9 protein-coding genes and 1 pseudogene are annotated in these 14901 nt (G+C 68.9%); 8 read left to right on the top strand and 2 right to left on the bottom strand.

Annotated elements, in window-relative coordinates; translation table 11 throughout:
• Positions 1–19 precede the first annotated feature (19 nt).
• A complete protein-coding gene (locus tag M1E25_RS20090) occupies positions 20–292 on the bottom strand; it encodes a hypothetical protein (protein ID WP_251417648.1) in 273 nt (90 codons plus the stop codon).
• Here M1E25_RS20090 and M1E25_RS26035 point away from each other — a divergent pair.
• From M1E25_RS26035 to M1E25_RS20070, 4 genes and pseudogenes are all read left to right on the top strand, one after another.
• Positions 188–751 carry a DUF402 domain-containing protein gene (locus M1E25_RS26035; RefSeq protein ID WP_251417646.1) on the top strand — a complete coding sequence of 188 codons (564 nt, stop codon included), beginning with the start codon at positions 188–190 and terminating at the stop codon, positions 749–751. The two genes, M1E25_RS20090 and M1E25_RS26035, sit on opposite strands and share 105 nt — an antisense overlap.
• A gap of 90 nt (positions 752–841) precedes the next feature.
• Complete coding sequence (locus M1E25_RS20080; protein ID WP_251417630.1) at positions 842–3415, top strand: glucosidase family protein; 2574 nt, start codon at positions 842–844, stop codon at positions 3413–3415.
• A 1099-nt stretch (positions 3416–4514) separates the two neighbouring features.
• Entirely contained in the window at positions 4515–6332 is a 1818-nt protein-coding gene (locus M1E25_RS20075; RefSeq protein WP_251417628.1) for a thiamine pyrophosphate-requiring protein, read from the top strand.
• Positions 6333–6600: 268 nt separating this feature from the next.
• Positions 6601–7461 (top strand): annotated as a pseudogene (locus tag M1E25_RS20070) (SigB/SigF/SigG family RNA polymerase sigma factor).
• Positions 7462–7579: 118 nt separating this feature from the next.
• Here M1E25_RS20070 and M1E25_RS20065 read toward each other — a convergent pair.
• Positions 7580–8224, bottom strand: a complete 645-nt coding sequence (locus tag M1E25_RS20065; RefSeq protein ID WP_251417626.1) for a dihydrofolate reductase family protein — start codon at positions 8222–8224, stop codon at positions 7580–7582.
• A gap of 281 nt (positions 8225–8505) precedes the next feature.
• Between M1E25_RS20065 and M1E25_RS20060 the strand changes: the two genes are divergently transcribed.
• The 4 genes from M1E25_RS20060 (at position 8506) to nrfD (ending at position 14806) form a co-directional block, all read left to right on the top strand.
• Positions 8506–9489, top strand: coding sequence for an iron-containing redox enzyme family protein (locus M1E25_RS20060; protein ID WP_251417624.1), 984 nt, complete (start codon positions 8506–8508; stop codon positions 9487–9489).
• 198 nt (positions 9490–9687) lie between these two features.
• Positions 9688–12957, top strand: a complete 3270-nt coding sequence (gene fdh, locus M1E25_RS20055) for a formate dehydrogenase (RefSeq protein WP_251417621.1) — start codon at positions 9688–9690, stop codon at positions 12955–12957.
• Positions 12954–13835, top strand: a complete 882-nt coding sequence (locus M1E25_RS20050) for a 4Fe-4S dicluster domain-containing protein (RefSeq protein WP_251417619.1) — start codon at positions 12954–12956, stop codon at positions 13833–13835. Before fdh ends, M1E25_RS20050 begins: the two co-directional genes overlap by 4 nt.
• Before the next feature lie 56 nt (positions 13836–13891).
• Positions 13892–14806, top strand: a complete 915-nt coding sequence (gene nrfD / locus M1E25_RS20045; RefSeq protein ID WP_251417617.1) for an NrfD/PsrC family molybdoenzyme membrane anchor subunit — start codon at positions 13892–13894, stop codon at positions 14804–14806.
• The last annotated feature ends 95 nt before the right edge of the window (positions 14807–14901 follow it).

The following is a 14901-nucleotide window of genomic DNA, read 5'->3' as shown; positions in this document are numbered from 1 at the left end:
CCCGGCGGGTCCCCGGGGATCAGGTGTGACGCTCCGGTCGGCGACTGCCGGTTGCGGGTGGGGCCGCGGGCGCGTTGCAGGCGTTCTGCGGCATGCCCAGGAAGTTGCCGTTGCCGGCGGCGATGGCGCAGGTGACTCCGGAGGCGATAGACGACTTCACGCCGGTGCGTGGCAGGAAACCGAGCTCCTGCAGTGGAAGCCGCAGGACGTCTGGTTCAGCATCAACGCCTTCTTCGCCATCGGTACCGGCGGTGCGCACCGACTGCAGTGCTGGTACGTGAACTTCGAGCATCCCGCCCGCCGCACCGGGCTCGGATTCGACACCTTGGACCTGGTCGTGGACCTGGTCATCGCTCCCGACCTGAACAGCCGCGGTGGAAGGATCAAGACGAGTACGCGCACGTGCGACGGCTCGGAGTCGTCAGTGACGACGAGGGCCGGGCCGTCAGAGCCGCCCGGGAGCGGGCCGTCGCGATGCTCGAGATGCGTGCGGGCCCCTTCGCGGACGCCGGCGCCTGGGCGGCCTGGCCGCCGCCACGGCTGCCCCGCTGAGCCGTCGCACGGCTCGCTGCCGCCGACAGCGGGCGAACGACCGGAGCAAACCGGCGCACCGGACCATCAACACGCCGCCGTGCCCCGGCGCTGCGCAGTCACGTCTGCACGAGGCGGATCACAAGAGGTCCGTACCGCACGATTGACGCACGCCTGTGCGCACGAGTTGACTGTCGTCGCCCACACGTTCGTACGTTGAATTCCGTCGCACCCCGATGAATCCGGTTGGACCGACGGATGGACGATGAATCCGGCGAGGTGCAGTATGCGGCCACGGATCGCACTTCTGATGGCGGCAGTCGGCATGCTCCTGGCGGGCGGCCTCGCCCCTCCCGCCGCCGCCCAGCCCGATCCGGCCGCGACGAAGGGCTCGCTGCCGCGCTCGCCCGAGCAGTCCGAGACCAAACGGCTGCCCGACCGGCGGTCGCTCACCGTCGGGGACCGCTTCTCCTCGATGGGCACCGAGGACGGTCTCTACCCCGCCGCCGGCTGGCACACCACGGGCGAGATGGGCGGCATGTGGACCCAGCCGATCAAGCTGCTCGACGGCATGTGGTTCGGGCTGGACGACGCATGGCTGGGAAAGCAGGCCGAGGCCACCCGGTTCACCTCCGGATGGGGCTACAACCGCATCGACTACGCCCCGACCGGCGGTATCGACGCCAGCCGCACCGACTTCGCACCGGACGGCCTGCGCGCCGGACTGGTCGGGCTCACGCTCACCGCGCAGAAGGACAGCGAGGTGACACTGTCCCTCGACGCCCACTCGGAACTGATGAACGCCTACCCCTGGGGCTGGACCGCGCCCGGCCAGTCGGAGTTCAACCTCCCCGACAGCTCCAGCTTCGACGGAAAGGCGCTCGCCTTCCGCGAAACGGGAACACCGGACGTACCCAACGCCGCCCCGCACGACTACGCGGCCCTCGTCGGTGCCAGGATGCCGGCAACCACGCACAAACTGGGCTCCGACTTCCGCGGCCCGCAGAGCGACCCTGCCATCTGCCCGGCCGAGGGCGACAAGCCGGCCACGTGCGACGACAGCTCGTTCGGCAAGGGCACCGGCGGGCGGATGACCTACCGCGTCACACTCGACGCCGACGCACCCATGACCCTGTGGTTCGCCGTGGCGGGCTCGGACAACGGCCCGGCGGAGGCACGAGCCCAGTACGACAAGGCACTGGCCGATCCGCTCGGACTGCTGAAGGACAAGATCGGGAAGCGGCGCGCGATATCGGGTCGCACGTCCGTCGACCTCCCCGGCGACAGGCTGCTCCAGCGCAGCGTGGAGTGGTCGAAGCAGAACCTCGCCGACTCCGCGCAGGAGTCCCGTGACCTGCGCCTGCGCAGCACCCGCGAGGGCAAGCAGTACCCGGAGCCGAGCGGCACCCTGCCTTCGGCCCGCTGGCTCGGCGCGGGCTGGCCGGACTACCCCTGGCTGTTCGGCACCGACGGCGAGTACACCGCTTTCGCCAGTGTTGCCATGGGACAGTTCCGCGACATCAAGGGGCATCTGCGCTCGCTGCGCGACGTCAGCGAAGTCATCAACGACCGCAGCGGAAAGGTCATCCACGAGATGACGCCCGACGGCTCGGTCTACTACGGCGCCAACGACGACCCCGGGAACACCGACGAGACCGCGAAGTTCCCGAGCGCCGTCGCCCTGGTGTGGCGGTGGACCGGCGACGAGGCCTTCCGCGACGACCTGTACGACTTCAGCGTGCGGAACATGCGTTTCATCGACCGCACGCTCGACGACGACAGCGACGGATGGCCCGAGGGCACCGGTAACGTCGAGCGGCCGGGCATGGGTCCGGAGAAGCTGGACAACGCCGTGTACACGATCCGCGGCTTCCGCGACCTCGCGGACATGGCGCGCAGCAAGGACGACTCCAAGACCGCCGCCTGGGCGACGGAACGCGCCGAGAATCTGGAGAGGAAGTTCGACAGGACCTGGTGGGCCGGCGGGGACACCGACCAGTACGGGGACTCGCTGGAGAACCCGTCGAACGTTCCCATCCTCCAGCGGCACTGGATCGGCGTGACCCCCATGGACGCGGAATTGGTCCGCCCGGGCGAACCCACTGTGCCCCTGGCCCCGGCCGGTCACGGCAGGGCCGCTCTGGCGAAGCGTCAACAGAACTGCTATTCCGGTGAGTTCGGACTCTTCCACACCGGAACGGGGCCGACGTCGGCGGAGGGCGGGAACAAGGGCCCCTCGTGCGACAGCGCGGTCTCCGGTGTGCAGAGCGAGCGTTCGGCGTTCTCCCTCAATACGGGGATCATGGCGGTGGCCGAGGGCAACTACGGCCGGCTGGGGCGAGGCGAGCAGCAGCGATACACCACGGCTAATGCCCGGATCCAGCTCGACCCGGGGGTGTGGGAGATGCCGGGGGCGATGCCGGAGATCGCGCCGAGTCCCGACTTCACCCCGAACATCGACCGCCATCTCACGGAACGCTCGATGGTGCTGCAGGCCTGGGGTGCCTACGGCGTGCTGTGGCCGGTCGTCCACCACCAGCTCGGAGTGGCGCCCGACATGGGACGCGACACGCTCTCGGTAGTCCCGCAGGTGCCGGAGGGCCGGCAGCGCGTGGCCGGCAGCAACATCCGGCTGGCCAAGGGCGCGGTCGACGTCCGCGCGACCCGCTCGGGCAAGACGCTCACCACGGCCGTCACCCGGCACGGCCTGGACTCGGCCCTGACCATCGGGCACGTGCTGCCCGCCGGGGCGAAGGTCGGTTCGGTGACGCTCGACGGGAAGCCGGTGGCGTACCGGATCGTCACCACCGCCCGCGGTCAGCAGGCCGTCGCCGAGGCAGGTTCCGCCGACGGCCGTTCGACGCTGGTGGTGCACCTGTCCTGACGGCCGGGTTCGATGTCCTGCGGCAGCAGGGGCCCATGGCGGGGCGACGCCGGGGGCTGAAGGCGCACCACGAAGCGGTGGACTGTGCTGCACGCCGCGAACGAGTCCCAGGTCGTGACGCGGACCGGCGAGCAGGGACGGGGCCAAGCGATCCGAGAGCTCCAGTGGCACCCGGTACCCTCCGTGCTGTTCGGCGAGCTGTCGGTGAGTTTCCCGCCGCACCGGACCTGTGTGCGTGATGACGGCCCGCCTCCCACGCCCACCAGCGTCCGCGGCCCGGCGTGAACCGCTGTCTCCGTGACTGGGGACCGGACTGCGTGTGCGGGAGCGTGCAGGACGCGACGTGATCGCGGCGCACGGCATCCGGCCCACCGGCGGCGGCGATATCCGCCTGCAGCGGCGCGGCAGGGCCTCGCGGGACCTGCCGCCCCCTGTCCCCGGCAAGGACGAAGCACGCCGACACAGCCCTGCCGCGGGTGTGGTGCACTTGCCGTCTCACCAGCGACGTGTTTCCTCCCGCCGGGCCCGGTTACCCGAGCCACCAGGAACGCGGCCCGGTGGAGGTGGTCTTCGAATGACGGATGACGGCGTATGCCCGGAGAGGCCGGAAGAGGCCGTCACGGTGATGGGACAACTGTTCACCGGACGTGCGGTCGACCGTCGTGGCAACCACTGCACCGCGCGGAGGCGCATGCCTCCGCAGGGTCCTCCCCGACGAGTCGGCACCCGTCGCCCTCTCAGGCTTCGGGGCCGGCCGCCACCGAACCGACCGGACACATCAGCGCCGACCGCCCCCGCCCTGGCACCGGACGAGGAAAGCGTCACCCTCTCCTGCAAGAGCGGCGGTGGCACGGACACGACATGCCCACCCCACGGCACTTCCAGCAAGCCTCCCCACCTCTCTCCCCGGAGCATGCCGCCGACGCCGTGCCGTGCGGTGACGATCCCCATATGCAAGGAGGCCGCACCCCATGCCTGCACCGGAACGGGGTCCGACCGGCCCACATCGGCCGGACAGGTCCCGACCAGCGCGGTTTCGTCGACGCCCACCGCACCGACGTCCTGCCGCAGCTGACGGTCTGAAAGGAGATTTCGTTCGATGACCGAGACCGTTGCCGACCACATTCTCGCCCGGCTGCGCCAGTGGGAAGTCACCGACGTCTTCGGCTACCCCGGTGACGGCATCAACGGGCTGCTGGCCGCCTGGGGCCGCGCCGACAACCAACCGAGGTTCATCCAGGCACGTCACGAGGAGATGGCTGCCTTCCAAGCCGTCGGCTATGCCAAGTTCAGCGGCCGTGTCGGCGTCTGCGCCGCCACTTCCGGGCCCGGAGCCATCCACCTGCTCAACGGCCTGTACGACGCCAAACTCGACCACGTCCCGGTCGTGGCAATCGTCGGCCAGACCCACCGCTCCGCCATGGGAGGCTCCTACCAGCAGGAAGTCGATCTCCACACCCTCTTCAAGGACGTGGCATCCGACTTTCTCGAGACCGTCACGGTCCCCGAACAACTGCCCAACGTCCTGGACCGGGCCATCCGCACTGCCTACGCGCGCCGCGCACCCACGGCCGTCATCATCCCTGCCGACGTGCAGGACCTCACCTACACCCCGCCGTCCCACGCCTTCAAGATGGTCCCATCCAGCATCGACCGCAGCGGCTGGGAGTCCGCGCCCTCGGACGAGTCGCTCGAGCGCGCCGCCGACGTGCTCAACGCCGGCACCAGGACCGCCGTCCTGGTCGGCCAAGGCGCCGCCGGTGCACAGGCCGAGGTCATCGAGGTCGCAGACACACTCGGCGCCGGCATCGCCAAGGCCCTGCTCGGCATGGACGTCCTCCCCGACGAACTCCCCAACGTCACCGGACCGATCGGACTGCTGGGCTCCCGCCCCTCCTACGAACTGATGCGGGACTGCGACACACTCCTGACCATCGGCTCCAGCTTCCCCTACTCCCAGTTCCTGCCCGACTTCGGCGACGCCCGCGCCGTCCAGATCGACATCGACCCGCACATGATCGGGATGCGTTACCCCTACGAGGTGAACCTCGTCGGCGACGCCGCGGCAACCCTGCGCAAACTGCTGCCGCTGCTGCACCGCAACAAGGACCGCGCCTGGCACGACAGCATCTGTGCCTCCGTCACGCGCTGGAAGGACGTGACGCGACGCCGGGCCGAAACATCGGCCGACCCGGTCAACCCCGAGTATGTGGCGCACGCCCTGAGCCCGCTGCTGCCCGACAACACGATCCTCACCGCGGACTCCGGTTCCGCTACGAACTGGTACGCACGGCACATTCGCTTCCGCGACGGCATACGCGGGTCACTGTCCGGAACCCTGGCGACGATGGGCTGCGCCGTGCCGTACGCGATCGGAGCGAAGTTCGCCCACCCGGACCGGCCGGTGGTCGCACTCGTCGGTGACGGCGCGATGCAGATGAACGGCATGGCCGAACTGATCACCGCAGCCCGCTACAGTGACGACTGGGACGACCCGCGTCTCGTCATCGGTGTGTTCAACAACCGGGACCTGAACCAGGTGACCTGGGAGATGCGGGCAATGGGTGGAGCCCCTCAGTTCACCCCGTCCCAGACGCTCCCCGACGTGTCGTACGCGGCCTTCGCCGCCCAGCTCGGCCTGACCGGCATCCGGGTCGAGAAGCCGGACGACGTGGAACCGGCATGGCGGGAGGCCTTGACCGCCCCAGGACCGGCGGTCGTGGAATTCATCACCGACCCCTCCGTACCCCCGATCCCGCCACACGCGACCTGGGAGCAGATGGAGGCCACCGCCAAGTCCCTGATCAAGGGTGACCCCGAACGCAAGGGTGTGGTCAAACAGGGACTCAAGGCCAAAGTGCGGGAGTTGGTGACAGGACCACACCGCCCCGCCGGAAAAGAACGCCCCGACCGGTAGACGCCCGAGAAGGCAGAGCAACGTGGCGGCAACCCGCTTTCGCCCATGGCACCGAAGACCGCAGAGCCCACCCGCTCCTCGATGAGCAGGGGCGGCCTCCCGAGGCGACGCCGCCTCGGGAGGCCGCCCGGGCCACTCCCTCAACGAGTGGAGGAGCCGAACAAGAGAGCCGTTCATGAATGCCGCGGAAAGTCCTGTGTGCCCTGGGCCCCACGGGTAGGCGAGCCGTAATGCCCTCGGGGGACCGACCGGAATCGAAGGGGGCCCTATGAGCACCTCGACGATCGACCATGCAGACGTGCACATTCACACCGACCCCGCTGAGCCGCTTCCCCGGATCGAGCATGCGGAACGGATCGCCCCGCGAGATGCGCGCAGGCTGTCGAAGACGTTCTTCAACCGCTTCGCGATCCTGGAAGAAGGCACGAGCGAACACCAGCAGGTACGCAACACACTGATCGAACTGAACATGGCCTTGGTGACCTTCGCCTGCCGCCGCTTCCACAGCCACACACGAGAGCGCGAGGACATGCGCCAGGCCGGCATGATCGGACTGATCAAGGCCATCGACCGTTTCGACGTGTCCCGCGAAGTGGAGTTCAACAGCTTCGCCGTCCCTGCATCACCGGTGAGATAAAGCGCTACTTCCGCGACACGACGTGGGCTGTCCACGTCCCCAGGCGGCTGCAGGAACTCCGCATCCAGCTGGCCAGGAGCAGCGAAGTCCCCGGGAGCTGCGACGTGAGCCCTCCACCGGCGAGCTCGCCGATCACCTGCAGCTGGGCGAGGAAGAGGTACGCGAAGGCCTCGTCGCCGGCAACGGCACACCGCCGGATCGCTGGACCTCACCCAGAACGAGGACGCCGACAGCAGCAGCGTCAGTTCGCATCACAGCTACGGCGAGACCTTCGGCGAACGGGACAGCCGATTGGACACTGTCGAGGATCTCCATGCGCTCAAGCCACTCCTGGAAGACCTCGACGAGCGGGAGCGGGCCATCCTGGAGCTGCGCTTCGGGCAGGACATGACCCAGGCTGAAATCGGCACCGAACTCGGCTACTCCCAGATGCACATCTCACGACTTCTGACCCGCCTCCTGCAGGATCTGCGCGCTGACATGCTCCCCTAGTGCCGCCAATCGGGTGCCGCAAGGAACGCGCCCGTATCCGCAGCGAGAAGGGCATCCGCTGAGGCGGACGCCCCCCCCCTCGCAGCAGCCGCAGCCTGAACTCGAATGTGCCCTCGCGTCACCTTCGCCAGAACAGGTGGTGCCTCACGCCACTCGAGCTGGGCGCGACCTCCAGGTGGAACCGGTCGAGCAACTCGTCGGGCGACTCCCAGAGGCGCAGCCCAGACCCGAGCTTTACCGGCGAGACCGCCACATGCAGGGTGTCGACGAGGTCAGCATCAAGGAACTGCCGGATGGTGGTAACCCCACCGCCGAGCCGGACATCTTTGCCCTGCGCCGCTTCCCGCGCCCGTTCGAGGACCTCGGCCGGGCTGCCGTCGACGAAGTGGAACGTGGTGTCGGAGAGCTTGAACGACGGACGCTTGTGGTGGGTCATGACGAACACCGGCGTGCGGAACGGGGGCTCCTCTCCCCACCATCCGAGCCACTCATGGTCCTGCCAGGGCCCGCGCTGGGGCCCGAACTTGTTGCGGCCCATGATCTCGGCACCGATGTTGCGTGCGAAATCCCGCGTGAAGTAGTCGTCGAGGCCCCGGCTCCCCCCAGGATCCGTGCGCATGGGCCAGCTCGCCGTGGCGCCGGCCCAGGCGAACAGCCTCTCGGGATGATCCTGACCGAACGGCCGCTCGAGACTCTGGTGCTCACCGGCACCGATTCCGTCACTTGAGACGTTGAAGTTCATGACTCTCAGCAGTTGATCCACTTGTGTCCTCGTCCGTCCTGTCGCGTCATCGTGTGGCGATGCGCCGCACACCATCACGTCGAACGGGACGTGGCCGGATCGACAGCGGCCCGCGAGATTTTCCAAGGAGTGACAGAACACGGCCCAGGCATCGCACCGGACGTCACCGCCAACCCGGCGAACCTACGCGGTCAGAGCACCAGCATGCTCAACCACTCGGTCGTGAGCAACCGGGCCCGAAGCAGCGCTTCGACGAATGGTCACCGGGTACTCCATGCGCAGTACCCGACCGGAGGAAGCCGATGCGACTGCCCCGAGCCCGCGGAGACCTCTCCGCCACGGTGATCGACCACCTGGGCCGGCGACCGGGTACCGGCCGACGGATCGAGGCATCCGCAGGCCCCCGCACCCACCCGTACGGAGACGACCTCCAACTCGCGCTCTACCTCTGCTACGAACTGCACTACCGCGGCTTCGACGGCGTCGATGCGAACTGGGAATGGGACCCGGAGCTGCTGCGCCTGCGGCACTCTCTCGAACGCAGATTCCTCGAGGCCCTGCGCGACGACGTCCCCCGGCATCCCGATCTCTCCACGGCGCTCGAAGATCTGCTGACGGTGCCCGTGGGCGGAACGGGAGTCTCGCGATTCCTGCGGGACGAGGGTGAGACCTGGCAGCTGAGGGAATACGCAGCGCTACGGTCCCTGTACCACCTGAAAGAGGCCGACCCGCATGTCTGGGTGATTCCGCGGATCCGGAACCGGGCCAAGGCGGGCATGATGGCCGTCGAGTACGACGAATTCGGAGCCGGACGTGCCGACCGCGTACACGCCCGGCTGTTCGCCCGGCTCATGGAGGACCTCGGGATCGACTCCTCGTACGGCCGCTACCTGGAGGCGGCAACCGCGGAGACCTTGGCCACCGTCAATCTGATGTCCCTGCTGGGACTGCACCGTTCGCTGCGCGGCGCGCTCGTCGGACACTTCGCCACCGTGGAGATCACTTCCTCCCCGGCCTCACGCAGGCTGGCGGACGCGATGACCAGACTGAACGCCGGCCCGGCGGCCGTGCACTTCTACACCGAGCACGTGGAGGCGGACGCCGTGCACGAGCAACTCGTGCGGCACGAAGTCATCGACGGACTGCTCGAGGACGAACCGCACCTCGCCTCCGACGTTCTCTTCGGCATCGACGCGACGGTGTGGCTCGAAGGACGCCTGGAGGACCGACTTCTCGATGCCTGGCAAACCGGAGGATCGGCAACCCGCGAATCCGTCCGGCCATGACGCTCACGCGGCCGGCGCGGCAGCGCACGGCGGACGGGCCCGGCCCGGCAGCAGCGGCGGTGTCGGGTGGAGAACCGGCCGGACGAGTTCCCCGTCGCCCCGCCTGTATGCACCCGTCCGCCTGGACAGGTGCATGAAAGGCGCGCCATCGGGCACTCGCCTCCCGACGGGCCGACAACGACGTCCGGGGAGACTCGTATGGGCATGAGGGAGCGCTTCGAGAGCTGGCCGGCATACCGGCAGATCACCGGACGGGACCGGCTGGGCAGAGGAGCTGCCGCGAAGTCACCGGCGTCCGAAACCCTCACCCCGCGAACCGCCACCGCTGATCGGGTGGTGAAGTCTGTTTGTCCTTATTGCGCTGTGGGGTGCGGTCAGAATGTCTATGTCAAGGACGAGCGGGTCGTGCAGATCGAGGGTGATGACGACTCGCCCGTGAGCCGGGGCCGGTTGTGTCCCAAGGGCTCGGCGACCCTGCAGCTGACGACAGGCTCGGCCCGCCGTCACCAGGTGCTCTACCGGCCGCCGCACGGTCACGAGTGGCAGCGTCTGGACCTCGACACGGCCATGGACATGGTCGCCGACCGGGTGATCAGAACTCGCCGGGAGACCTGGGAGTGGGAGCACGAGGGAGCCCGCACGGCGCGGACGATGGGTATCGCCAGCCTCGGCGGGGCGACTCTCGACAACGAGGAGAACTACCTCATCAAGAAGCTCTTGACCGGGCTGGGAGTGGTACAGGTCGAAAATCAGGCCCGGGTCTGCCACAGCTCGACGGTGGCGGGTCTTGGTACCTCGTTCGGACGCGGCGGCGCCACCACGTTCATGCAGGACTTGCAGCACTCGGACTGCATCGTCATCCAGGGATCCAACTATGCCGAGGCCCACCCCGTCGGCTTCCAGTGGGTGATGGAAGCGAAGGCCCGGGGCGCACGGATCATCCACGTCGATCCCCGCTTCACCCGCACCAGCGCCCTGGCCGACCGTCACGTGCCCATCCGTGCCGGCAGCGACATCGCCTTCCTCGGCGGCATCATCAACCACGTCCTGACCGAGGAGAAGGACTTCCGCGAGTACGTCCTCGCCTACACCAACGCCGCCACCATCGTCAGCGAGGACTTCCGGGACACCGAGGACCTGGACGGCATCTTCTCCGGCTTCGACGAAGAGTCTCACCAGTACGACACGGTCAGCTGGCAGTACGAGGGAAGCACCGTACGGGCACCCGCAGGCGACCCCGACGAACAGGCGAGGGAATCCGGCACCACGAGTGACCCCGGCGACCTCGCATCCACCGGCCGTCCCGAGACCCACGGATCCGGCGGGCCGTACGCGGACCCGGGCGCCCGGCGTGACGAGACGCTGCAGCACCCCCGGTGCGTGTACCAGATCCTCAAGCGCCACTACGCCCGATACACCCCCGAGTTCGTCGAGACGACGTGCGGTGTCCCGCGTCGGACGTTTCTCGAGGTGTGCGACGCACTGACGTCGAACTCCGGGCGGGAGCGCACCAGCGCCTTCGTCTATGCGGTCGGCTGGACGCAGCACACGGTCGGCGCCCAGTACATCCGCGCCGCGAGCGTCCTGCAGCTTCTCCTGGGCAACATCGGCCGGACCGGTGGCGGTATCCAGGCACTGCGCGGCCACGCCAGCATCCAGGGCTCCAGTGACATCCCCACCCTGTTCAACCTGTTGCCGGGTTATCTGCCGATGCCGCATGCCCAGGCGGAACAGGACTTTGCCACGTTCATCGCTGCCAACCGCACCCGCAAGGGCTTCTGGCACCACATGGACGCCTACTTCGTCAGTCTGCTCAAGGCCTACTACGGTGACGCTGCCACCCCCGAGAACGGCTTCTGTTTCGACCACCTTCCTCGGCTCACCGGTTCCCACTCCACCTACGACACCGTCATCGCCCAGCTCGAGGGTGTCTGCAAGGGCTACTTCCTGATGGGGGAGAACCCGGCTGTCGGATCCGCGAACACCCGGCTGCAGCGCCTGGGCATGGCCAACCTGGACTGGCTGGTCGTGCGGGACTTCTCCCTCATCGAGTCGGCGACCTGGTGGCAGGACGGCCCCGAGATCGAGACGGGCGAGCTGCGCACCGAGGACATCGCCACGGAGGTGTTCTTCTTCCCCGCCGCCTCCCACACCGAGAAGTCCGGCTCGTTCACCAACACCAACCGGTGGCTGCAGTGGCATCACGCCGCGATCGAACCGCAGGGTGACGCGCGCAGCGACCTGTGGTTCACCTACCACCTGGGGCGGCGTATCAGGGAGAAGCTGCACGGCTCCACCGACCCCGCCGACCGCGCGATCCTGGACCTCGCCTGGGACTACCCGGTGGAGGGGCCGCTGGACGAGCCGAGCGCCGAGGCGGTCCTGGCCGAGATCAACGGGCGCGGTCCCGACGGCGCCCCGCTCAGCGCGTACACCGAGCTGCGCGCGGACGGCTCCACCTCGTGCGGCTGCTGGATCTATTGCGGTGTCTACGCCGACGGGGTCAACCAGGCGGCCCGCCGCAAGCCGCACACCGAGCAGGACTGGGTGGCCTCCGAGTGGGCCTGGGCATGGCCGGCCAACCGCCGTATCCTCTACAACCGCGCCTCCGCCGCCCCCGACGGCACACCGTGGAGCGAACGCAAGGCGTACGTGTGGTGGGACGAGACGGACAACCGCTGGACGGGCCGGGACGTGCCCGACTTCATCCCGGACCGCGCCCCCTCCTACGTGCCCGACGACGACGCGATCGGCACGGACGCGCTGCGTGGTGACGACCCGTTCATCATGCAGGCCGACGGCAAGGGCTGGCTGTATGCGCCCGCGGGTATGGTCGACGGCCCGATGCCCACGCACTACGAGCCGCAGGACTCGCCGTTTCCGAGTGTGCTGTACCCCGACCGGCCGCGTTCTCCGGCCCGGCAGCTCTACTCACGGGAGGGCAACCGCTACCACCCCAGCGGGGACGAGCCGGGCGCGGACGTCTTCCCCTACGTCGTCACCACCCACCGCCTCACCGAGCACTTCACCGCCGGTGGTATGAGCCGGTGGTCGCCCTACCTCTCCGAGCTGCAACCCGAACTGTTCTGCGAGGTCTCGCCCGAACTCGCCGCCGAGCGCGGCCTGGAGCACACCGGCTGGGCGACCATCATCACCGCGCGCAACGCCATCGAAGCCCGCGTCATGGTCACCGGACGCAGCAAGCCGCTGACCGTGCACGGCCGGACCGTCCACCAGATCGGCCTGCCCTTCCACTGGGGCCCCAACGGCCACGCGCCGGGCGACGCCGTCAATGAGCTCGTGGCCATCGCCCTCGATCCGAACGCCCACATCCAGGAGGACAAGGCGCTCTCGGCCGATATCCGCCCCGGGCGGCGGCCGCGCGGTCCCGACCTGCCGCGGCTTGTCGCGTCCTACCGCGAACGTGCGGGCATCAGCGAGACGACCGGTACGGGGGCTGCCACATGACCGACATTCATCGCCAGCTGTCCGGTCCGCAGCACGACCCTGCGGGAGATGCCGGCCATGACGGGCATCCGCCGCGTGTCGGCTTCTTCACGGACACGTCGGTCTGCATCGGCTGCAAGGCGTGTGAGGTCGCGTGCAAGGAGTGGAACGCGATTCCTGAGGACGGCATGTCGCTGACCGGCATGTCTTACGACAACAGCGAGGGGCTGGGCGCTTCCACCTGGCGTCACGTGGCCTTCATCGAGCAGGACGCTCCTGCGGCGAAATCACCTGAGCCCGAAGGACGCACGGAGCTGCGCTGGCTGATGTCGTCCGACGTGTGCAAGCACTGCACGCACGCCGCCTGCCTCGACGTGTGCCCCACGGGCTCGCTGTTCCGCACCGAATTCGGCACGGTCGTGGTGCAGGAGGACATCTGCAACGGGTGCGGGTACTGCGTGCCCGCCTGCCCGTACGGGGTCATCGAGCAGCGCAAGGACGACGGCCGGGTGTTCAAGTGCACCATGTGCTATGACCGGCTCGGCGCCGGCCAGGAACCCGCCTGCGCCAAGGCCTGCCCGACGGAGTCCATCCAGTTCGGACCACTCGACGAACTGCGCGAGCGCGCCGCGCTGCGGGTCGATGAGTTGCACCGGGCCGGCGTGGAGGACGCCCGGCTCTACGGGCACGACCCGGAGGACGGTGTCGGCGGCGACGGCGCCTTCTTCCTGCTGCTGGACGAGCCGGAGGTCTACGGTCTCCCGCCGGATCCCGTTGTGACGACTCGTGATCTGCCGGCCATGTGGAAGCACGCTGGTCTTGCCGCGCTGTCGTTGGTCGCAGGGTCGGTTCTGTCTTTCGCTGCTGCTGCGTTCACATCTCGGAGGTCTGCCGGATGAGCCCCCAGGACGGTGCACCGCGCACTCGGCGCCGCCGCAGGCGCGGTGAGGAACACATGGTTCCCCGCGCCGATTTCACCTCGTACTACGGCAAGCCGGTGATCAAGCCGCCGTCGTGGCAGGCACGGGATATCGCCGGCTACTTCTTCCTCGGCGGGCTGGCCGGGGCGGGCTCGGTGCTCGCCGCCGGGGCGCAGCTGACCGGGCGCCGTGCTTTCGCCACTGCGATGAAGCTGTCCTCGCTCGGGGCGGTGTCCCTCTCGGCGGCCGCTCTGGTCCACGACCTGGGCAAACCGGAACGCTTCGTCAACATGCTGCGCGTGGTCAAACCCACCTCGCCGATGAGTGTGGGTTCCTGGCTGCTGGCCGTCTACGGTCCGGCCGCGGGCGCGGCGGCGGCCAGTGCGGTGACCGGCAGGCTCCCCCGGGCAGGAGCCGCGGCGACGCTGGCGGCCGCTGTCCTCGGGCCCGCGGTGGCCACCTACACCGGTGTGCTGGCCGCCGACACGGCCGTACCCGCCTGGCATGACGCCTACCGGGAACTGCCCTACCTGTTTGCTGCGTCGGCGACGGCTGCAGCCTCCGGAATGGCGCTGGCGGTGTCCCCCTTGCACGACAACGGCCCGGCCCGGGCGGCAGCCCTGCTGGGAGGCTCCCTGGACCTGGCGATCGGCGGGGTGATGGAGCGGCGGCTCGGCCTGGTGGGGCAGGCCTACCGTGACGGGAAAGCGGGCCGGCTGATGCGGGCCGCGCAGGCCCTCACGGCAGCAGGTATGGGCGTTGCAGGGCTCATGGGCGGGCGCAGCCGCCTCGCGGCCGCCGTGGGCGGAGCCGCGCTGCTGTGCGGTTCGGCGTGCACCCGCTTCGGCGTGTTCTACGCCGGGGTGGCGTCCGCCGAGGACCCCCGGTACACCGTTGTGCCGCAGCGCGAGCGTCTGGAGGCCGCTGAACGCCGGCAGAAGCCGGCCTGAGCCCGCCAAGCCTGCCTGTTCGGTGGCGGCAGGTGGGGGGTTTGCCGCCGCTATGGCCATCGCCCTCAGCGCACGGGGCACAGGTCTTATCGCCT

The organism is Streptomyces meridianus, assembly GCF_023703325.1.
In the GTDB taxonomy this organism is placed as follows: Bacteria; Actinomycetota; Actinomycetes; order Streptomycetales; family Streptomycetaceae; genus Streptomyces; species Streptomyces meridianus.
The sequence above is the reverse complement of the archived record's forward strand: the minus strand, read 5'-3'. Positions and strand labels throughout refer to the sequence as shown.